Genomic DNA, 19,582 nt, shown 5'->3' with positions numbered 1-19,582 from the left:
TATATAGGCTTTTTCCCGATTTGTCAAACATTATTTTGCAGGATTTCTTAGAAAGATTATTTTTCCGGAAAAGATACCGGATTGGCCATGTTCTAACCGTTGGAGCAGCTACATACCATGAAACCAAACCATGGCAGGATCGCTCCTGCCGAAGGAGGAGGCTGGCTATGGAAACCATTTATCAGGATATCGCTGCCAGAACCGGCGGCAATATCTACATCGGCGTGGTGGGGCCGGTTCGTACCGGGAAATCCACGCTGGTCAAGCGGATCATGGAGGAACTGGTGATCCCCGCCATGGAGGACCCCTTCCGGGCGGAGCGGGCAAGAGATGAACTGCCCCAGTGCGCCTCCGGCAAGACCATTATGACGGCGGAACCGAAGTTCGTCCCGGAGGAGGCCGTGGAGGTATCCCCGGACGGCAAGACAAAGCTGCGCGTCCGCATGATCGACTCCGTAGGGTATATGATCCCCGGCGCCATGGGGGCCCAGGAGGACGGCCAGCCCAGAATGGTGACCACGCCCTGGTTTGACCGGGAAATTCCCATGACCCAGGCGGCGGAGCTTGGCACCAAAAAGGTCATGGAGGGCCACGCCACCATTGGGCTGGTGGTAACCACCGACGGCACCGTGACGGATATCCCCCGGGAGGACTATATTCAGGCGGAGAAGAAGGCCATCTCCGATATGCGCGCCACAGGCAAGCCCTTTCTTGTCATCATCAACAGCCGGGAGCCGGAGGGCGAATGGGCCAAGTCGGTAAAAGCCTCGCTGGATCAGGAATTCAGCATGAACGCCATGGTGCTTGACTGCCAGGCTTTGGACAGCGGAGGCATCGCCAGGCTCCTGGGGGCCATGCTCTACAGCTTTCCCATGACGGCCCTTCGGGTGTTTCTCCCCCGGTGGATGGACGCGCTGGAGCAGGAGCACCCTGTCAAAGCGGCCCTTTACGCCGCGCTTCTGGATTCCGCGGGGAAAATCACAACTCTGGGTCAGGCGGAACAGTCTCTGGCAGGGCTGCGGGACCTGCCCCAGGTACAGGACTACGCCCTGCGGTCCGTGGATCCCGGCAGCGGCCGGGTAGACTGTGCTCTGACCTTCCCGGAATCCCTGTTCTATGAAATCCTCAGTGCCCGGGCGGGGCTGCCCATTGAAAGCGACGCCCAGCTCATGGATCTGCTGACCCAACTGACCCAGGCCAAACGGGAATACGACCGGCTGTCGGATGCCCTGAGTGCGGTCAAGGCCACGGGCTATGGGGTTGTCAGTCCCTCGCCGGAGGAAATCCGGTTGGAAAAGCCGGAGATTCTCCGGAAAAACGGCAGCTACGGCGTAAAACTCCGGGCCAAAGCCCCTTCCATCCACCTGATCCGGGTGGACATCGATACGGAGATCAGCCCCATGGTGGGCGGCGAGGAGCAATCCAGAGAGCTTATCGACTACCTGCGGAGTCAGGAGCCGGAAAAGCTCTGGCAGAGCAATATCTTTGGAAAATCCGTATATGACCTTATTCAGGAGGGGCTCAGCGCCAAGCTCATCCGGCTTCCCGAAGATGTACGGGGCAAGTTCCGGGGCACCCTGGGCCGCATCGTCAATGAGGGAGCCACGGGGCTTGTGTGCATTATCCTATAATTCTTGACATTCCCGCCGCACAATAGTAAAATATAGAAAAGCAAGGAGGGATCGTCTATGAAAAAAGAAAAAATCGTGTACCTTTGGAAAGACCGCAAGCGCTTTCTGGGAATGCCCCTGTCCTTTACCCGGTATATGCTCTCAGAGGACCGGCTGTTTCTGTCCAAAGGCTTTCTGAACGTGCAGGACGATGAGGTCCTCCTGTACCGCGTCCGGGATATCAGTACAAGCCGGAACCTTCTGCAGCGGATGCTGGGCGTGGGCACCGTAACGGTCATGTCCACAGACAAAACCTGCCCCAATCTGGTGATGAAAAACATCAAGGATCCCGTCGCCGTAAAAGAAATGCTCCACAAGCATGTGGAGGAGATGAAGCTCCACCGGCAGGTCCGCGTCAACGAGCTGACCAACATGGACGACAAGGGTGACGACTGCTGCTGCCACCACGATCACGGCGACGCCGACGCGGAAGCGCTGGATTGAGCTGCTGAAATTTGCTCCGCCGCACCCGGCATGGGTGCGGCATTTTGCGCTATTCATAAAAATTTAAGCACCTGCGGACGGTTTTCGCCTTTACCTTCCGGGGAAAATGTGGTAAAATAATGTATTATCGATAAAAAACCGGGAGGTCCATCTATGAAACTGCCTGATCCGGCGTCTCGGAAATGGAAATGGAATTTTACGGCGCTGTCCTTTGCCTTCCCCTGTGTGGGGATGCTGGTGGTCATGCTCATCAGCGGCTATATTCCCTTCGGCAAGACATCCATGCTGTATTCGGATATGTACCATCAGTATTATCCCTTCTTCGTAGCCTTCCGCCGCAGCCTGCGGCAGGGGCAGAGTCTGCTCTACAGCTGGTCCATCGGCATGGGCGTGGACTACCTTGGCCTGATCTCCTATTATCTGGCAAGCCCTCTGAACCTGCTGAGCGTACTTGTCCCCGAAAAATGGCTGCTGGGCTATTTCTCTCTTTTGATGCCCATCAAGCTGGGGTTCGCGGGCATGTTCTTCTCCCTGTTCCTGCAAAAGCTCTACGGGAAAAAGGATTTTTCTCTGGTGGCCTTCAGCGCCTTTTACGCCCTGTGCGCCTGGGCCATGGGCTTCCAGTGGAACATCATGTGGCTGGATACCTTCGCTCTGCTGCCCCTGGTGATTCTTGGAGAAATCTCCCTGCTGCGGGAAAAGCGGTTCTTCCTGTATACCATAACGCTGTTCCTCGCGGTCTACGCCAACTATTATATAGGCTTTTTTGTCTGCATTTTTGTGGCTCTGGTCTTCTTCTGCTACGAGATCTGCCGGTTCCCCGGCTGGAGGCGGGCGGGGCTGGATCTGGTGCGTATCGCGGCGTTTTCCCTGCTTGCCATCGGCATGACCGCCATTCTGGAGATACCGACTCTGGCGGCACTTCAAACCACCCAGTCCAGTGTCAACGCCTTTCCCAAGGGCTTCCGGCTGAACATTGCCTCGGAAAATACCTGGAAGGGGCTGCTGGATGCCATGCGGCAGGTGGCCGGCAATATGGGCGGCGCTCTGGAACCCAACTTCAAAGAGGGCCTGCCCAACATCTACTGCGGCGTATTCACCATTGAGCTGGCCTTCCTGTTCCTGATTGCAAAGGAAGTGAAGCTGCGGGACAAGCTGTGCAGTGTATTTCTGCTGCTGTTTTTCATGCTGAGCTTCATCATCCGGCAGCTGGACTATATCTGGCATGGGTTCCACTTTCCCAATATGATTCCCTACCGGTTCAGCTTTCTCTACAGCTTCGTGCTGCTGTATATGGCCTACCGGGCCTGGCTGCTGCGGCGCAGGTTTTCCGTATGGCATATCACGGCGGCGGCCCTGTTTACGGCAGCGCTGCTGTGCTGCTCCAACGATCTGGCTTCCACCCAGACCGCCGAGGCCTTCGGTATCTCTCTGGAGATTCCCGTATATGCCCTGTATAACTTCGGCTTCCTGATTGTCTTTACCGGCTGCCTGCTCTACGGAAAGCGGAAGGTGAAGCTGCCGGATGAGGCAGAGCCCGCGGAAGTTTCCCGGGCCAGATACCGCCAGAGCTGCTACCGGGTCCACTCCCGCTGGGCAGTGCTGACGGTGGTCATACTGGAAATGGCGGCGAATCTGCTGTCCTTCGGCCTGTACTTTCCTGGCACCGGCGTATCCAACTATCCCAAGGGGAAGGAAGCCGCCGCTTCCATGTTCCGATATATGGCCGAGCGGGAAAAGGAGCCCTTCTACCGGGCGGAGGTCACCCACTCCCAGACTCTGAATGACGATGCCCTCAACGGCTACAACGGCATTTCCGCCTTTACCAGCTCTGCCAATGTGAAGATCACGGAATTTATGAAAGCCCTGGGCTACGGTGCGAAAAACACATACAACCGCTACTGCTTTGAGGAAAGCTCCCCGGTGGCCAACCTGTTCCTGGACCTGAAATACATGATGGACCGGGACGGCAGGGACCGCAGCAGCTCCATGTTTGAGGAGGTACACCATTATGAGAACGTGTACCTGCTGAAAAACACGGCCTATCTTCCCCTGGGCTTCCTGGCGGAGGATACGCTGACCCAGGCAGATTTCACGGAAAGCGAACCTTTCCGGCTGCAGAATGACCTGTTCACCGCCGCCACCGGCCTACAGGGCAAGGTTTGGAACACCATTGAGGGAGACCAGGTGGTCACCCTGGGCAACGGAACGCAGGTGACAGACAGCACCATTCAGGGCAAGCTCAATTACACGGAGTGCGACAGCGACGCCTACGTCTCCTACTTTTTCTCCCCCACGTCCTCCGGCTTTGTGTGCGTTAATCTGGATCTGCCCAAGCGGAACGACTTTGTAGTCTGCGTCAATGGCGTGGAGCTGTACCGGGAGACCATCAGTCTGCCCCAGATGCTGGCCGTGGGCGACGTGACCCCCATGGACAGCGTGGAGGTCCGGGTCCTGTGCGACAAAGGGGAGTCCGGCACCATGACGGTAACCGCTGCCCAGCTGGACAATGACCTGTTCTTCCAGGGCTATGATATTCTGAACGCCTCCACCCTGAATATCACCTCCTTCCGCCAGATAAAAGTCGATGGAACCATCACCTGTGACCGTGACGGACTGTTCTACACCTCCGTTCCCCAGAACGGCAACTGGCGTCTCTATGTAGACGGGGAAGAAGCGCAGATCACCCTGGTGGGCAACTGCATGATTTCCACCCACCTGACCCAGGGTGAACACACCATCGGGCTGCGCTATCAGAACAAAGCCTTCTCTCTGGGCTGGAAAATCAGCCTGCTCAGCGTTGTCGTCTTCGGCGCCTGCGCATACCTGGCCTATAAGCCGGAGCTGGAAAAACGGAAAACGAAAAACGGATAAGATAACCCCGCCACGGAAGCTCGCAGGCTCCGCGGCGGGGGTTTCTATTCGCTTACTCCTGCTTCGGTGCTTCTTTTGGTTTTTTCGGATGCTTTTTCCGATTCCGTTTTACCAGGGCAACGATTCCCCAGATAAGCAGGCCGAAGACCAGAATGTAGGGGATGTTCATAAGCACGAAGCTGACGCAGTCCAGAATCAGATTCCAGACGCCCTTTACGCTGTCCACGAAGCCGTCCCGGATCTTTTCCAGACGGGTCTTTTCCGCAACGGGAGTATACTCCGTGACCTCGGACAGGCTCAGGTTCACGGTGGAATAGTCGATCTGATTGTCCAGCACCTTCAGCTGGGAAGCGTAGCGCTCCAGTTCGCCCCGGACATCCGTCAGCCGGGACTCGATCTCCAGCAGGTCCGACATGGTTTCCGCCTGTTCCATAAACTCCAGCAGCCGGTCCCGTTCGGTTTCCAGCGCCTTGACCCGGCTTTCCGTGTCCACATATTGCAGCGTCACATCGTCCGTATTCCGGGAGGAAGAGACCACGTTGCTGACAGAACCCACAGCGGCTGTGAATTCGTCCAGGTGTTCCGCCGGAACGCGCAGAGTCAGATTTGCGTAGCGGTAGCGGCGGCCGGAGTAGGCGCTTCCATTGTAGATATTCTGGCTTTCCATATAGCCGTCCAGAGCTGTGAGCTTTTCGCTGATGGCAGACAGGGCGCTGTCCAGTTCCTCGGCCTCGGCATCCAGATTCACGGTGATGATGAATTTCCGGCCCTGGGGCAGCTGGGCAGAAGTCTCTGTCTCACCAAAGTCATAGCTGCCATTGGCGGCAGCTGTTTCCTGGACAATATAGTCCGCGGAATCCATGGCGGCTTTGGAGCTTGCGCCGCAGCCCGCCATGAGCAGGCTTATGGCCAGCAAAACCGCAAGTATCTTTTTCATGTTTTTCCTCCTTTTCAATTGTCGTGTATTGTCGTGCGTTTTTCTTCTCCGGTTTCAGAATATCATGGGTAAGAACCTTTTTCAAGGGAAGAAACGCAAATTTCAGAAAATCTTAGGAATTCCGGCTCCGGGGGGGGCGCTCTTGTGAAAATTCACGGAATTGTGCTTGCAATACATCCCCCGTTTCGGTATAATGGAGCAAGAGAAGAAAACGGAGGAAACAGAAAAATGGCGAAGCTATATTTCAAATACGGCGCAATGGGCTCCAGCAAAACAGCCCAGGCCCTGATTACCAAATACAATTATGAGGAGAATGATTTGCGGGTATGGCTCTTAAAGCCCAGCGCGGACCTGCGGGACGGGGAGCATATGCTGTCCAGCCGTATCGGCCTCAGTGCCCGGGCGGACGTGCTGCCCCCGGAGAAGGACGCCTATGCCTGGTTTCAGCAGGAACACCTGGGCAAATGCGACGTAATCATTGTGGACGAATGCCAGTTCCTGACCGTGGCACAGATCGATCAGCTCCGGAGTATTGTGGACGACTACAATGTACCCGTCATGTGCTTTGGTCTGCGCACAGACTTCCAGACCCATCTGTTTCCCGGCTCTCTGCGGCTCATGGAGATTGCGGACACCATTCAGGAAATCAAGACCATCTGCGACTGCGGAGCAAAAGCCACCGTCAATGCCAGAATTGATGGCCAGGGCCACATTGTCACCCAGGGTGCCCAGGTTTTCCTGGGCGGCAACGACAGCTATATCGCCATGTGCCACAAATGCTATGTCCGGGGCATCAAGGAGCATAAAGTGATCCGTCTGCACGGACATCAATAAATAGTAAGTAGTTAAAGGAGTGTATTCCCATGGAAATTTCTGAAATTCTCGCCAGGTGCGACCACACGCTGCTGTCCCAGACCGCAACTTGGGCCGACATCAAGGCCCTGTGCGATGACGGTATGAAGTATCACACCGCCTCCGTCTGCATCCCCGCCAGCTATGTAAAGCAGGCCAGGGAGTATGTTGACGGCAAGCTGCCCATCTGTACTGTTATCGGCTTCCCCAACGGCTATGACACCACCGCCGCCAAGTGCTTTATGGCCTCCGATGCCGTGGACAACGGTGCAGACGAGGTGGATATGGTCATCAACATCGGCTGGGCCAAGGACGGCAAGTTTGATGCTGTCCGGGATGAGATTACCGCGGTGAAGAAGGCCTGCAAGGGCAAACTTCTGAAGGTCATCATCGAGACCTGCCTGCTGACGGATGCGGAAAAAATCGCCCTGTGCAAGGCAGTCTCCGACTCCGGTGCGGACTACATCAAGACCTCCACCGGTTTCTCCAAGGCGGGAGCTACCTTCCACGATGTGGAGCTGTTCGCGGCCCATGTCGCGCCCCATGTGAAAATCAAGGCCGCCGGCGGCATTTCCAGCATTGCGGATGCCGAAGAATTTATCCGTCTCGGCGCCTCCCGTCTGGGTACCTCCCGCATCGTCAAGCTGGCCAAGGCCATGGAAAAGAACGAAGCAGCCGCCAATGACGGCAGCTACTAAGGAAGGAGCCGAAAAAATGCTTACCACCCCAACCCCTCATATCTCCGCCGCCCCCGGCGATTTTGGAAAAACCGTCCTGATGCCCGGCGACCCTCTGCGGAGCAAGTTTATCGCTGAAAACTTCTTGGAAAACCCCGTTCTGGTCAATAATGTCCGGGGCGTCCAGGGCTATACCGGCACCTACAAGGGTGTCCGGGTGTCCGTTATGGCTTCCGGCATGGGTATGCCCGCCATCGGCATCTATTCCCATGAGCTTTTCAATGGCTACGGCGTGGAGAACATCATCCGGGTAGGCTCCGCCGGGGCTATTCAGGAGAATATCAAGCTGTATGACCTGGTTCTGGGTCAGGGCGCCTGCACCGATTCCAATTGGGCCGCCCAGTTCCATCTGCCGGGCACCTTCGCCCCCATTGCCAGCTGGGAACTGCTCAGCGAGGCGGTCAAGGCCTGCGAAGCCAGCGGCGCAAGGTATCATGTGGGCAACATCAATTCCTCCGATACCTTCTACGGCGACCACATCGGCGTGCCCGAAGGGCTGGACAGCGTTTACGGCCTGAAGAAAATGGGCGTTATGGCCCTGGAAATGGAGGCCGCCGCCCTGTATATGAACGCCGCCCGATACGGCAAGCGGGCACTTTGCATCTGCACCATCTCTGACCACATTTTGACCGGCGAGGAGACCACCTCTGAGGAACGCCAGAATTCTTTCACCACCATGATGAAGGTGGCCCTGGACGTGGCCGTCGCCATGGAGAAAAAGTAATATGAAGCGTATATTTCTGATTGTTCTGGATTCCTGCGGCATCGGGCAGATGCCGGACTGCGAGAAGTTCGGGGATATTGGGGTCAATACCCTGCGCTCCTGCTCCACTTCTTCCAGATTTTCCATTCCCAATCTTCTGAAAGCCGGTATCGGCAATATTGACGGTGTGGACTATCTGCCGAAGAACGCAGCGCCTCAGGGGGCCTATGCTCGGCTGACCGAGGCATCCATGGGCAAGGACACCACCATCGGCCATTGGGAGATCGCGGGCGTGGTCTCCCCGGAGCCCCTGCCCACCTTCCCGAATGGCTTTCCCCGGGAGGTGCTGGACGAATTTGAAAAGCAGACCGGCCGGGGCGTACTGTGCAACAAGCCCTATTCCGGCACGGACGTGATCCGGGACTACGGCGAGGAACAGCTGGAAACCGGCAAGTGGATCGTCTATACCTCTGCCGACTCCGTGTTTCAGGTGGCGGCTCATGAGGAAAAGATTTCTCTGGAAGAGCTGTACGACGCCTGCCGGAAGGCCCGGAAGATTTTACGTGGCAAGTACGGCGTAGGCCGGGTCATTGCCCGGCCCTATGTGGGCACTTCCCCCGAAAACTTCAAGCGGACCTCCAACCGGCACGACTTCTCTCTGGAGCCGCCCGCCGAGACCATGCTGGACGCCATTGTGAACGCGGGGCAGGATGTGCTGGCCGTGGGCAAGATCTTCGACATCTTCGCGGGACGGGGCACCACGGATCACGTTTACAACAAGAGCAATGCCGACGGCATGGGGCACACCGCGGACTATGCCAAGCAGGACTTCCACGGTCTGTGCTTTGTAAATCTGGTGGACTTTGATATGCAGTTCGGCCACCGCCGGGATATTGACGGCTACGCAAACGCGCTGACGGAATTCGATACCTGGCTGGGAGACTTCGAGAGAACCCTGGGAGAGGACGACCTGGTGCTCATCACCGCCGACCACGGCTGCGACCCCGCCTATACGGCAACCACAGACCACACCCGGGAATACGTGCCTCTGATTGCCCTTGGCAAGCAGGTCCGCCCCGGCTCTCTGGGTACCCGGACCAGCTTTGCCGACATTGCGGCCACGGTCACAGAGCTGCTGGGGGTCCCCTATGAAACTCCCGGCAAGAGCTTTGCGAAGGAGCTGTTGAAATGACGGAGGCAAGCAAGTTGGCATCTCTGGCCATAGAGGCCATGAGCCGCGCCTACGCCCCCTACTCCGGCTATAAAGTAGGGGCAGCGCTGCTGTGCGCGGACGGAGCGGTGTACCAGGGATGCAACATTGAAAACGGTTCCTACGGAGCCACCAACTGCGCCGAGCGGACGGCTTTTTTCAAGGCAGTCTATGACGGCCATCGGGAATTCACCGCCATCGCCGTCTGCGGCGGCAAAGACGGGGTCATTTCCGACGTGTTCCCGCCCTGCGGAATCTGCCGCCAGGTCATGCGGGAATTCTGTGCGGATGATTTCAGGGTGTATCTCGTAGGCAAGGATGGTGTATGCACGGAACGGACGCTTTCTCAGATTCTGCCGGACAGCTTCCGGCCCCAAACCCATATGCAAAAGTAGGCCCAAAGATCATTTTCCTGTTGATTTTTTAGACAGAATGTGCAATAATGAAGACCGTAGGGGTAACCCTGCAAATTACTTAGGAGGAATGAAAACAATGAGAAAGATTCTTGCAATGCTTCTCGCTGTCGTGATGGTCCTGGGCCTGTGCGCCTGCGGCGGCAACAACGCTGCTACCGCGACCACCGCTGCTACAGAAGCTCCCGTAACCGAAGCTTCCGCTGAGACCGAAGCTCCCGCCGAGACCGAGGCTCCTGCCACTGAGGCTTCCGCCGCTGTGACCAGCGCCGACGACATTGCCGATGAGATGACCTCTTCCGACGGCAAGTACGAGATCGCTTTCGTCACCGATGTGGGCCAGCTGAAGGACAAGTCCTTCAACCAGGGCACCTTCGACGGCGTGAAGCTGTACGCTGCCAATGCCGGTAAGTCCTACAAGTACTACCAGCCCGCCGGCGGCGATCAGGCTACCGACGATGACCGTTACGACGCCATGAAGCTGGCTGTCGAGAACGGCGCCAAGGTCGTTGTCTGCGCCGGCTTCATGCAGGGCAATGCTCTGGATAAGGCCGCCAAGGAATTCACCGACACCCGCTTTGTCTTCATCGACGGTTGGGCAATGGGCCTGAATAACGTTGCCGGTATCGCCTTCCAGGAAGAGCAGTGCGGCTATCTGGCCGGTTACGCCGCTGTTATGGACGGCTACACCAAGCTGGGCTTCACTGGCGGCGGCGGCGGTGCCAATGCTGCCTGTGACCGTTACGGCTATGGCTTCGTGCAGGGCGCTGACGCCGCTGCCGCTGTCAAGGGCGTGAAGGTCGACATCAACTACTCCTGGCTGTACGGCGCTTCCTTCCAGGCTTCCAATGAGCTGCAGACCATGGCCGCCGGCTGGTATCAGAACGGCACCGAGGTCATCTTCGCCTGCGGCGGTTCCATGTTCCAGTCCGTCGCTGCCGCTGCTTCCGCTGAGGATGCCTCCGTCATCGGCGTTGACGTTGACCAGTCCTTCGAGTCTGACACCGTCATCACCTCCGCTATGAAGGGCATCGGCCAGGCCGCTCAGACCGCTCTGGAGGCTGCTGAGTCCGACGACACCTGGGCTGCCTTCATCGGCGATGGCAATTCCACCATCACTCTGGGTGCCAAGGACAACGCCGTGGGTCTGCCCACCGCTACCTGGTCTCTGGAAGGCTGGACCGTTGCCGAGTACGAGCAGATGCTGGCCGACATCGTGGCCGGCAAGGTTGAGATCGACGGTTCCGACGTTCCCGAACCCGCCAACACTGACAACGTGACTGTCAACATCATCAAGTAATTTGCGTTCCCCAAACCCCTGCGGCTTACGCCGCAGGGGCATTTTTTGCTGTACGGAACACCCGAACCCATTTTTCGTGGGGACGAAGCCTGCATCGTCCCGTGGGTACGTTAATAGAGCGGTCGCAAGGAACGAAAGGATCTCCCCCGCGAGGTCTCGGGCCGATGTGGGCATCGGCCCCTACGAAAATGCAGCGGAGGTCCTCAGCGCAGGGGGCGATGCCCTCATCGCCCCGTCGGTACGTTGATAGAGCGGTCGCAAGAAACGAACAACCCTCTCCCGCAAGGTCTCGGGCCGATGTGGGCATCGGCCCCTACGAACCGGAATACGCAGCTGTTCCACAGGGATGCCTGTACCGCCCCTCATCCGTCAGGGCTTCGCCCTGCCACCTTCCCCCAGGGGAAGGCTTTGCGGTCCGTAATAGAAAAAGCTCCCCCTCCCGGTGTGCAATGCACATGGGAGGGGGAATATCTTACCGCACCGTCCGGTGCCAGGTGTGGCGGGAGAAGAGGCAGAGGATGGGGAATATCTCCAGTCTGCCCAGCAGCATATCGAAAATCAGGACCAGTTTGCTCAGCGCATTGAAGTCGGAGAAGTTGCAGGTGGGTCCCACAGCCTCCAGGCCCGGGCCGATGTTGTTGAAGCAGCACAGGACGGCTGAAAAATTGGTACCTGTGGAAAAGCCGTCCAGGGACAGCAGCAGGAAACTCATAAACAGAATAAATACATAAGCAATCAGGTAGGCGTTGGTGGTCTCCACCACCTTGTCGTCCACCACCTGGCCGTTGTTCCGAATCAACTGTACCCGGCGGGGGTGGAGCATCTGGAGAAAGCTCCTGCGCAGGCTCTTGAAGAGCAGGAGCAGTCTGGAGACCTTCATGCCGCCGCCGGTAGAACCGGCGCTGGCGCCAATGACCATCAGGCACAGCAGTATGGTTTTGGAAAAACTGGGCCACTGGTCAAAATCCGTAGTTGCAAAGCCCGTGGTAGTCATGATGCTGGAAACCTGGAAGGCCGCGTGACGCATGGTCTCCTCCACAGTTCCGTACAGGCCCCGGATATTCCAGGCAATGAGCAGCGCCGCTGCAACCGCAATGGCGAAATACGCCCGCAGCTCCTCGTCCCTGAAAACCGCCCCGAACTGCTTCAGCAGCAGGAAATAGTAGCAGGTGAAGTTCACGCCGAAGAGGAACATGAATACGGTGGTCACATTCTGCAAATAGGGACTGTAGCTGGCAAAGGAGTCGTTGCGCACACCGAAGCCGCCGGTGCCCGCGGTACCGAAGGCGGTGCAGACGGCTTCAAACGCATCCATTTTGCCCGCCACCAGGAACAGGAAGTCCGCAATGGTCAGGCCAATGTAGAGAATGTAGAGGATGGCGGCCGTCTGCCGCATTTTTGGCACCAGCTTGCCTACGCTGGGTCCGGGACTTTCCGCCCGCAGCAGGTGCATGGTGAAGCCCTTACCCTTGTCCGTGCTGGGTACGATGGCCAGCAGAAACACCAGAACACCCATGCCGCCAACCCAATGGCTGAAGCTGCGCCAGTACATAATACCCTTCGGCAGGCTCTCCACCTCCGGCAAAATGGACGCGCCGGTGGTGGTGAAGCCGGAGACGATTTCAAACAAAGCGTCAATAAATCTGGGGATGGCGCCGGAGAGCACAAAGGGCAGGCTCCCCGCCAGAGAGAGGACGATCCAGCTCAGTGCCACGCAAACCATGCCGTCCGTTGCGTAGAAGTTGCTCTTTGCCCCCCTGCACAGAAATCGCAGCACACAGGAGACGACCAACAGCATCGCCGCGGTTATGAGAAAGGCTTTTACCGAGGCATCCTCCCCGCAGTACAGGCTGATGCATAGAGCCGGAATCAGGAACGCGGCCTCCAGAAACAGGATCTGGGCGATAAATCGCCCCATCATTTTGTAGTTCATAGGCGGGCCTCACGCAAAGATGTCGTTCAGCTGCCGCAGAATCACGCCGCTGTTGGTGACAACGATGATGGTGTCCCCCTGCTGGTAGACAGAGTCACCGTTGGCGATCTCCGTAGCGGCCCCATGGCTGATGCTGACCACACGGACGCTGGACTTCATCCTGATGTCCTTCAGCGGCACGCCGCAGTATTTGGTGTTTTCATCGGCCAGGAACTCCATGGCCTCGATCTGGCCGTCGGCAATGGTATGGACGGAAAGGGCCGCGCCGGTCTGGTTCTGCATAGCCCGTACATAGCGGACAATGTTGCTGCAGCACAGCTCCTTGGGGCACACTACACTGCCCAGTGCCAGAGAGGACACGATGCTGCCCTTATCCGCGTGGCCCAGCTTGGTGATGACCTGAGGCACGCCCTGAGAAATGCCATAGAGGGAGACGATCATATTCAGTTCATCCAGTCCCGTCAGGGTCACCAGAGCATCGCACTGGGAAAGGCCCTCACTGTCCAGCAGATCCTGATCCGAGGCATCCCCGAGGATGATCTCTGCCCCCGGAAGCAGTGTGCAAAGCTCTTTGCACCGGGCGGCGCTGTTGTCGATGATGACGCAGCCGATTCCAGCCTTCAGCAGCTTGGCCGCCAGATAATAGCTGACCCGCCCGCCGCCGCAGAGCATGACCCGACGGGCCTGCCGGGAGAGGATACCCAGATTTTTCAGCAGTGTGGTCAGGTTTTCGGAAAGAGCGGTGATGAACAGCCGGTCCCCCGCCTGCAGAACGAAGTCGCCGCCGGGGGTAACGGCCTGACCGCCCCGCAGCACGGCGCAGACCAGAACCTTGCAGCGGATAATTTTCTGCATATCTGCCAGCCGGACGTCGCACAGCTTGCTTTTGGCGTCCACCCGCAGCTCCACAATTTCTGTACGACCCTGTGCGAAGGTATCCCTGCGAAGGAAACCCGGGTATTTCAGAAGCCGGTCGATCTCCGTCGCGGCCTGGTTCTCAGGATTGATGAGCATAGACAGACCGAAGGTCTCCCGCATTTTGTAAATCTGCTCCGTATACTCCGGGTTCCGCACCCGGGCAATGGTGTGCAGCCTGGGATTCATGGCGTGGGCGGTGGTGCAGCAGAGCAGATTCACCTCGTCCGCGCCTGTGGCGGCAATGAGCAGATCCGCATCCCTGACGCCCGCCTGCCGCAGAATGTCCATAGACGCGCAGTTGCCCTGAACGGAGATTACGTCATAGCGCTCCACGCTGGACTCCAGTGGAGAGAGCTTGGAGTCAATAACGGTGACATCGTAGCCCTCGCTGGTGAGCTGGCGGGTCAGGGTGGCGCCCACCTTGCCGTCGCCCGCAATGATTATTTTCATATCTGCCTCCGATCTTCAGAAAGAAGTTGTTCCAATTGCGGAAAACCGTGAAATCTATGCTATTATACCATTTTTTTATGAAAAAGCAATCCTTTTGAAGAGACCGGCGCGGCAATTCATATGCTTTGAACACAGCCTGCGTACCGTTCCGAAACCAGACGATACTGCCGATCGCAAAAATAAGCCCCCCGCCGCCCTTCGGATTCCCGGCCGGACGGCAGTTCATAAATTCATGGCTCTGTCCGTCACAGGTCCACATTTATCTAAACGTTTTATATATTTATCATTTTCTATCAAAAAATAATTGACACGGAGCTTCCCCTGTTGTATAGTAATTTATGCGGTTTTCCGCGGGAAGGAGCTAGACTATGCTGCAAACAAAAGACCTCTTCGATTTTTCCCACAGCATTGCGGGCCCATATCTCATGGGCTTTGAATATCCCTGGCAGGCTCTGGCCGGAATTAAGCAGCTGATCCTGGATCTGGGCAAACAGCTGGGCAGCGATTTTACGGAAGTTTCCCCAAATGTCTGGGTACATGATACCGCCGTCGTTGCCCCCACCGCCTTCCTGGGTGCCCCCTGCATCATCGGCGCGGGCACAGAGGTCCGCCACTGCGCTTTTATCCGGGGCAGCGCTCTGGTGGGTGAAAACTGCGTGGTGGGCAACTCTGTAGAGTTAAAGAATGTCATTCTCTTCGACAACGTTCAGGTTCCTCACTATAACTATGTAGGCGACAGCATTCTGGGCTATAAGTCCCATATGGGCGCGGGCAGTCTGACCTCTAACGTCAAATCCGACAAGACCCTGGTCGTCGTCAAGGCTCCGAACGGGCAGATTCCCACAGGCCTGAAAAAATTCGGGGCCATGCTGGGGGATTTTGTGGAAGTGGGCTGCAACAGTGTTCTGAATCCCGGAACAGTCATCGGCCCCCACAGCAACATCTATCCCACCTCCTGTGTGCGGGGTGTGGTTCCCCCGGACAGCATCTGGAAAACCGGCGGCGTCATTGTGGCCAAGCGTAAAGATTGAGGAGGCGCTTTATTTATGGGTAAATATTTCGGTACTGACGGCTTCCGTGGGGAGGCCAATGTGACACTGACCGCGGACCATGCCTTCAAGGTGGGCCGCTTTCTGGGCTGGTACTGCTGCCAGCTGAAGCGCCGTTCCGGCTCGGATGCCCCGGCCCGGATTGTCATCGGCAAGGACACCCGCCGGTCCAGCTATATGTTTGAATACAGTCTGGTAGGCGGTCTGGTGGCCTCCGGAGCGGACGCCTATCTGCTCCACGTCACCACCACCCCCTCCGTGGCCTTTGTGGCCAGAACCGATGGGTTCGACTGCGGCATCATGATCTCCGCCAGCCACAACCCCTATTACGACAACGGCATCAAGCTCATCAACAGCTCCGGCGAGAAAATGGATGAATCCGTCATCTCTCTGGTGGAAGCCTATATCGACGGTAATCTGGAGTGCTTCGGCCGGCACTGGGACGAGCTGCCTGCCGCCAGGCGGGAGCAGATCGGCCGGACGGTGGACTATGTATCCGGCCGGAACCGGTACATCGGCTATCTGATCAGTCTGGGCCTTTACTCCTTCAAGGGCCTGCGCATCGGCCTGGACTGCGCCAACGGCAGCGCCTGGAACATCGCCAAGTCTGTGTTTGACGCTCTGGGTGCCAAAACCTACGTCATCAACGCGGAACCCGATGGCTACAACATCAACACCAACGCCGGTTCCACCCATATCGAGGGGCTGCAGCGCTATGTGCTTGAAAACGGTCTGGACGTTGGCTTCGCTTTCGATGGCGACGCGGACCGGTGCCTGGCAGTGGACGAAAAGGGTGAGGTCATCACCGGCGACCATATTCTCTACATCTGCGGAAAATATATGCAGGAGCAGGGCCAGCTTATGGGCAGCACCGTGGTCACCACCGTCATGAGCAACTTTGGACTGTACAAAGCCTTTGACGAGTGCGGCATCCGCTACGAAAAGACCAAGGTCGGCGACAAATACGTCTATGAAAACATGATGATGAACGGCTACCGCCTGGGCGGCGAGCAAAGCGGCCACATCATCTTCTCCCGCTATGCCTCTACCGGCGACGGTATCCTCACCAGCCTGAAGATCATGGAGACCATGCTGGCGAAGAAGAAGACCCTGAGTCAGCTCTGCGAGGGCTTCACCTTTTATCCTCAGGTGCTGAAAAACGTCCGGGTAGACGACAAGGCCGCTGCCCAGTCAGACCCGGCCGTACAGAAAGCCATTGCCGACGTGACCGCGCAGCTGGGCACCACCGGCCGCATTCTGGTTCGGGAGTCCGGCACGGAGCCTGTGATCCGGGTCATGGTGGAGGCAGAAAGCAAAGTGGTCTGTCAGGAACTGGTGGACCAGGTCGTCAGCGTGATCCAGAGTACAGGACACGCGGTGTAAAATATTTTTCAGGGGATGCCGCACTTCCGCGGCATCCCTTTTTCCTGCGGGAAAACTTCTTTCGTTCACAATTTGCTTGTTGAAATAGGTTCCGGATTATGTTAAACTTATTTTAATAATACGCAGGAGGAACAGCATGGACGACGAGAAGATCAAAGCCAGGATCGGCAGCAATATCGCTTCCTTTCGGAAGGCGGCAGGGCTGACGCAAGCGGGGTTGGCCGAAAAACTGAATTACTCCGACAAGGCCATCTCCAAATGGGAGCGGGGAGAATCCATCCCCGATGTGCTGACCCTGATGCAGCTGTCCTCCCTTTTCGGCGTTACCGTAGACGCTCTGGTCAGCGGTGACGCCCCCGTCGAACCCGAGATAGCGGAACCGGAAAAACCCGTCGCGAGAAAAGGCATCATTCAGGCTCTGGCCAGTACTCTGGTGTGGTTCGTAGCCCTTTTTTTCTTTGTGGTCATCTCCTCCTTCCAAATACCCGGAAGTTGGGTGGCCTTTGTCTATGCCATTCCGGTCAACGCCATCGTACTGCTGAGCCTCCGGTCCGCCTGGGGCATGTTCAGCTGGAACCGGCCGCTGATCTCCGTGATCGTCTGGGGCAGCCTGACAAGCCTGTATATCTCTTTGCTTGTCTTTACCCATATCAACGTATGGAAGCTGTTTTTACTGGGCATCCCGGGGCAGATCGCGATTTTCCTGTGGTTCCGGATGTTCCGGAAGCCCGCGGAGAAAGAAAACGAGCAGGAGGCGCTAGCAGATGATGAATAAAAAAGAGCTGCGGCAGCAGATCCGCATACAGAAGCGGGCTATGACCGAGGCGCAGATTGAAGAAAAAAGCCGCGTCCTGGGCGAAAAATTCCGGGCCTGCCCCCAGTACGCCGCGGCAAAAACGATTTATGGCTACCTTCCCTATAATCAGGAGGTACGCACTGTGCCCATGCTGCGTCAGGCATTGCTGGACGGCAAGCAGGTGGCTGTCCCCAAGGTCTTTGGCGACGATATGAAGTTCATCCTGCTCCCAGACCTGGATGCCGTCGCGAAAGGCTACGCCGGGATTCCCGAGCCCATTGCCGACGGCCCGGAGGCCGACGATCCCCATGCCCTGGTGCTGATGCCCGGACTGGTCTTCGACCCCAGGGGCCACCGCATCGGCTATGGCGGGGGATTTTACGACAAGTTCCTTTCCCGGGAGCCGAAGCACCCCACGGTGGCCCTGTGCTACGATTTTCAGGTGCTGCCGGAACTGGAAACGGAAGAATTTGATATTCCCGTGGATCTGGTCCTCTGGGCATAAAGGAAGGCGAAACAATGGAAGCACTTGTTTGGATTCTTACGGCGGCACTGGTTTTCGGTGTCTGCCGTCTGGTAGATATTGGTTTTCAAAAGCTCTTCCGCAATAAGGCGGAGCATCTGTCCGGCAAGGCCGTCCGGGTCAATAAGCGCTACGGCGTATTCGGCGTGATCCTCAGCGCTGTGGGCATTGCCGCAATTGTTACCGGCTTTAAGGGTACCGGGGATCAGGTTCTGCTCTGGGGCGGCGTCATCGTTTTTCTGTTGGGCGTATCCCTTGCTGTGTATTACTTAGGCTTCGGCATCTTCTATGGTGAGGACACCTTTCTGGTTTCCACACTGTTCAAAAAAAGTGCTTCCTATCCCTACAGTGCCATTGTCAGCCAGAAGCTCTACCTGATCACCGGCGGCAATATCGTGGTGGAACTTCAGCTGGAAAACGGGAAAACCGTCTCCCTGCAGTCCACCATGGAGGGTGTTTACCCCTTTCTGGATACCGCTTTTCAGCGCTGGTGCGCCCAGAAAGGGCTCGATCCCGACAGCTGCGACTTCCATGACCCCCAGAAGAGCTGGTGGTTCCCCCATGAGGAGGCTTAAATGGCGCACATTCCCAGCGGCACCACCGCGGAAATCGATGTGCTGACCTTTCAGGAGGCCCTGAAAGCCGCCAACACGCCTAACCCCGACTATGATATCGGAAAATGGCTGTACGCCCCCAATTTTTACTCTGAATACCGGTATATTCTGGGCACCCGGGGCGAAAAGCCCCTGATCTGCATCGGCATCAACCCTTCCACCGCCAGACCGGACGAGCTGGACAACACGCTGAAATCCGTGGAGCGAATCGCTCTGGGCAACGGCTTTGACAGCTTTCTCATGTTCAACGTCTATGCCCAGCGGGCCACAAACCCGGATACCATGGAACGGGCCTGCAATCCCAGACTTCACCATGAAAACATGGAAGCCTTCCGCTATATTCTCTCCCTCTCTCCCGCCCCCGCCGTATGGGCAGCCTGGGGGGCTATTATTGAGAAACGGGAGTATCTGCCCCAGTGCGTCCGGGATATGCTGGAGATTGGCCGGGAATACGGCGCCAGCTGGTACTGCGCCGGCGCCGTCACCAAAAAGGGGCATCCCCACCATCCGCTGTATCTGCGCAAGGATGAGAAATTGAAGTCCTTTGACGTGGAAGCGTATCTGGAGCACCTGTAAATGTCCCGCCGCAGCCAATATCGCTGCGGCGGTTTTCCTTTCCTCAGTTTGGAGTCCATTGCCCCAAAAACTTTGCTTTTTTGCTCCGTTTTGAACGATAGCCCTGTCCGTATTTTGGCTGAGTCCCTCCGGGGGCTTCTTTCTTGTCCCGCCAAGAAAGAAGGAAAGAATGCGGCTTAAGGGAGGCGCTGACCGCTGCT

The 19,582-nt window shown here is 57.2% G+C and carries 18 protein-coding genes; 15 read left to right on the top strand and 3 right to left on the bottom strand.

Annotated features, from left to right (window positions below; all coding sequences use genetic code 11):
- Positions 1-167: 167 nt before the first annotated feature.
- From spoIVA to KQI10_RS03800, 3 genes are all read left to right on the top strand, one after another.
- The gene (gene spoIVA, locus KQI10_RS03810; RefSeq protein ID WP_216566082.1) at positions 168-1,631 is read left to right on the top strand and encodes a stage IV sporulation protein A; all 1,464 of its coding nucleotides are present in this window, start codon (positions 168-170) and stop codon (positions 1,629-1,631) included.
- 57 nt (positions 1,632-1,688) lie between these two features.
- Entirely contained in the window at positions 1,689-2,114 is a 426-nt protein-coding gene (locus KQI10_RS03805) for a PH domain-containing protein (protein WP_216566081.1), read from the top strand.
- 153 nt (positions 2,115-2,267) lie between these two features.
- A complete protein-coding gene (locus KQI10_RS03800) occupies positions 2,268-4,988 on the top strand; it encodes a YfhO family protein (protein ID WP_216566080.1) in 2,721 nt (906 codons plus the stop codon).
- 52 nt (positions 4,989-5,040) lie between these two features.
- Here the strand turns inward: KQI10_RS03800 and KQI10_RS03795 are convergent, their stop codons facing one another.
- A complete protein-coding gene (locus tag KQI10_RS03795; RefSeq protein ID WP_216566079.1) occupies positions 5,041-5,925 on the bottom strand; it encodes a DUF4349 domain-containing protein in 885 nt (294 codons plus the stop codon).
- A 228-nt stretch (positions 5,926-6,153) separates the two neighbouring features.
- Here KQI10_RS03795 and KQI10_RS03790 point away from each other — a divergent pair, with 228 nt between their 5' ends.
- The 6 genes from KQI10_RS03790 (at position 6,154) to KQI10_RS03765 (ending at position 11,140) form a co-directional block, all read left to right on the top strand.
- Positions 6,154-6,759, top strand: coding sequence for a thymidine kinase (locus KQI10_RS03790; protein ID WP_216566078.1), 606 nt, complete (start codon positions 6,154-6,156; stop codon positions 6,757-6,759).
- Positions 6,760-6,788: 29 nt separating this feature from the next.
- Positions 6,789-7,475 (top strand): deoxyribose-phosphate aldolase, encoded by a 687-nt coding sequence (gene deoC, locus KQI10_RS03785; protein ID WP_216566077.1) that lies wholly within the window; start codon positions 6,789-6,791, stop codon positions 7,473-7,475.
- 16 nt (positions 7,476-7,491) lie between these two features.
- Positions 7,492-8,238, top strand: coding sequence for a purine-nucleoside phosphorylase (deoD, locus tag KQI10_RS03780; RefSeq protein WP_216566076.1), 747 nt, complete (start codon positions 7,492-7,494; stop codon positions 8,236-8,238).
- 1 nt (position 8,239) lies between these two features.
- Positions 8,240-9,409, top strand: a complete 1,170-nt coding sequence (locus KQI10_RS03775; protein WP_216566075.1) for a phosphopentomutase — start codon at positions 8,240-8,242, stop codon at positions 9,407-9,409.
- Positions 9,406-9,822: a cytidine deaminase gene (locus tag KQI10_RS03770; RefSeq protein ID WP_216566074.1), complete on the top strand. Its 417-nt coding sequence runs from the start codon at positions 9,406-9,408 to the stop codon at positions 9,820-9,822. The genes KQI10_RS03775 and KQI10_RS03770 overlap by 4 nt, the downstream gene beginning before the upstream one ends.
- Positions 9,823-9,919: 97 nt before the next feature.
- Positions 9,920-11,140 (top strand): BMP family protein, encoded by a 1,221-nt coding sequence (locus KQI10_RS03765; protein WP_253285119.1) that lies wholly within the window; start codon positions 9,920-9,922, stop codon positions 11,138-11,140.
- 472 nt (positions 11,141-11,612) lie between these two features.
- On the opposite strand, the gene KQI10_RS03760 is transcribed toward KQI10_RS03765, so the two are convergent.
- The gene (locus KQI10_RS03760) at positions 11,613-13,073 is read right to left on the bottom strand and encodes a TrkH family potassium uptake protein (RefSeq protein ID WP_216566072.1); all 1,461 of its coding nucleotides are present in this window, start codon (positions 13,071-13,073) and stop codon (positions 11,613-11,615) included.
- A 9-nt stretch (positions 13,074-13,082) separates the two neighbouring features.
- Positions 13,083-14,441 carry a Trk system potassium transporter TrkA gene (trkA, locus tag KQI10_RS03755; protein WP_216566071.1) on the bottom strand — a complete coding sequence of 453 codons (1,359 nt, stop codon included), beginning with the start codon at positions 14,439-14,441 and terminating at the stop codon, positions 13,083-13,085.
- Between the two features lie 368 nt (positions 14,442-14,809).
- On the opposite strand from trkA, the gene KQI10_RS03750 reads away from it, so the two are divergent.
- From KQI10_RS03750 to KQI10_RS03725, 6 genes are all read left to right on the top strand, one after another.
- Entirely contained in the window at positions 14,810-15,472 is a 663-nt protein-coding gene (locus KQI10_RS03750) for a UDP-N-acetylglucosamine pyrophosphorylase (protein ID WP_216566070.1), read from the top strand.
- A gap of 15 nt (positions 15,473-15,487) precedes the next feature.
- Positions 15,488-16,873, top strand: a complete 1,386-nt coding sequence (glmM, locus tag KQI10_RS03745; protein ID WP_216566069.1) for a phosphoglucosamine mutase — start codon at positions 15,488-15,490, stop codon at positions 16,871-16,873.
- 136 nt (positions 16,874-17,009) lie between these two features.
- Positions 17,010-17,648 carry a helix-turn-helix domain-containing protein gene (locus tag KQI10_RS03740; RefSeq protein ID WP_216566068.1) on the top strand — a complete coding sequence of 213 codons (639 nt, stop codon included), beginning with the start codon at positions 17,010-17,012 and terminating at the stop codon, positions 17,646-17,648.
- Positions 17,638-18,174 carry a 5-formyltetrahydrofolate cyclo-ligase gene (locus tag KQI10_RS03735; RefSeq protein WP_216566067.1) on the top strand — a complete coding sequence of 179 codons (537 nt, stop codon included), beginning with the start codon at positions 17,638-17,640 and terminating at the stop codon, positions 18,172-18,174. The genes KQI10_RS03740 and KQI10_RS03735 overlap by 11 nt, the downstream gene beginning before the upstream one ends.
- A gap of 14 nt (positions 18,175-18,188) precedes the next feature.
- Positions 18,189-18,767: a hypothetical protein gene (locus KQI10_RS03730; protein WP_216566066.1), complete on the top strand. Its 579-nt coding sequence runs from the start codon at positions 18,189-18,191 to the stop codon at positions 18,765-18,767.
- On the top strand, positions 18,768-19,382 hold the full coding sequence (locus KQI10_RS03725) for a DUF1643 domain-containing protein (protein WP_216566065.1): 615 nt from the start codon (positions 18,768-18,770) through the stop codon (positions 19,380-19,382). It begins immediately after the preceding gene.
- Positions 19,383-19,582: the final 200 nt, after the last annotated feature.

Source organism: Pseudoflavonifractor sp. MSJ-30 (assembly GCF_018918045.1).
Lineage (GTDB): Bacteria > Bacillota > Clostridia > Oscillospirales > Oscillospiraceae > Faecousia.
The sequence above is the reverse complement of the archived record's forward strand: the minus strand, read 5'-3'. Positions and strand labels throughout refer to the sequence as shown.

Excerpts from the sequence above, each read along its gene's own strand:
- KQI10_RS03800 (WP_216566080.1), top strand. The coding sequence starts at position 2,268 with ATGAAACTGCCTGATCCGGCGTCTCGGAAATGGAAATGGAATTTTACG.
- KQI10_RS03750 (WP_216566070.1), top strand. The coding sequence starts at position 14,810 with ATGCTGCAAACAAAAGACCTCTTCGATTTTTCCCACAGCATTGCGGGC.
- KQI10_RS03725 (WP_216566065.1), top strand. The coding sequence starts at position 18,768 with ATGGCGCACATTCCCAGCGGCACCACCGCGGAAATCGATGTGCTGACC.
- deoC (WP_216566077.1), top strand. The coding sequence starts at position 6,789 with ATGGAAATTTCTGAAATTCTCGCCAGGTGCGACCACACGCTGCTGTCC.
- KQI10_RS03730 (WP_216566066.1), top strand. The coding sequence starts at position 18,189 with ATGGAAGCACTTGTTTGGATTCTTACGGCGGCACTGGTTTTCGGTGTC.
- KQI10_RS03770 (WP_216566074.1), top strand. The coding sequence starts at position 9,406 with ATGACGGAGGCAAGCAAGTTGGCATCTCTGGCCATAGAGGCCATGAGC.
- KQI10_RS03735 (WP_216566067.1), top strand. The coding sequence starts at position 17,638 with ATGATGAATAAAAAAGAGCTGCGGCAGCAGATCCGCATACAGAAGCGG.
- glmM (WP_216566069.1), top strand. The coding sequence starts at position 15,488 with ATGGGTAAATATTTCGGTACTGACGGCTTCCGTGGGGAGGCCAATGTG.
- spoIVA (WP_216566082.1), top strand. The coding sequence starts at position 168 with ATGGAAACCATTTATCAGGATATCGCTGCCAGAACCGGCGGCAATATC.
- deoD (WP_216566076.1), top strand. The coding sequence starts at position 7,492 with ATGCTTACCACCCCAACCCCTCATATCTCCGCCGCCCCCGGCGATTTT.
- KQI10_RS03790 (WP_216566078.1), top strand. The coding sequence starts at position 6,154 with ATGGCGAAGCTATATTTCAAATACGGCGCAATGGGCTCCAGCAAAACA.
- KQI10_RS03765 (WP_253285119.1), top strand. The coding sequence starts at position 9,920 with ATGAGAAAGATTCTTGCAATGCTTCTCGCTGTCGTGATGGTCCTGGGC.
- trkA (WP_216566071.1), bottom strand. The coding sequence starts at position 14,441 with ATGAAAATAATCATTGCGGGCGACGGCAAGGTGGGCGCCACCCTGACC.
- KQI10_RS03805 (WP_216566081.1), top strand. The coding sequence starts at position 1,689 with ATGAAAAAAGAAAAAATCGTGTACCTTTGGAAAGACCGCAAGCGCTTT.
- KQI10_RS03795 (WP_216566079.1), bottom strand. The coding sequence starts at position 5,925 with ATGAAAAAGATACTTGCGGTTTTGCTGGCCATAAGCCTGCTCATGGCG.
- KQI10_RS03740 (WP_216566068.1), top strand. The coding sequence starts at position 17,010 with ATGGACGACGAGAAGATCAAAGCCAGGATCGGCAGCAATATCGCTTCC.
- KQI10_RS03760 (WP_216566072.1), bottom strand. The coding sequence starts at position 13,073 with ATGAACTACAAAATGATGGGGCGATTTATCGCCCAGATCCTGTTTCTG.
- KQI10_RS03775 (WP_216566075.1), top strand. The coding sequence starts at position 8,240 with ATGAAGCGTATATTTCTGATTGTTCTGGATTCCTGCGGCATCGGGCAG.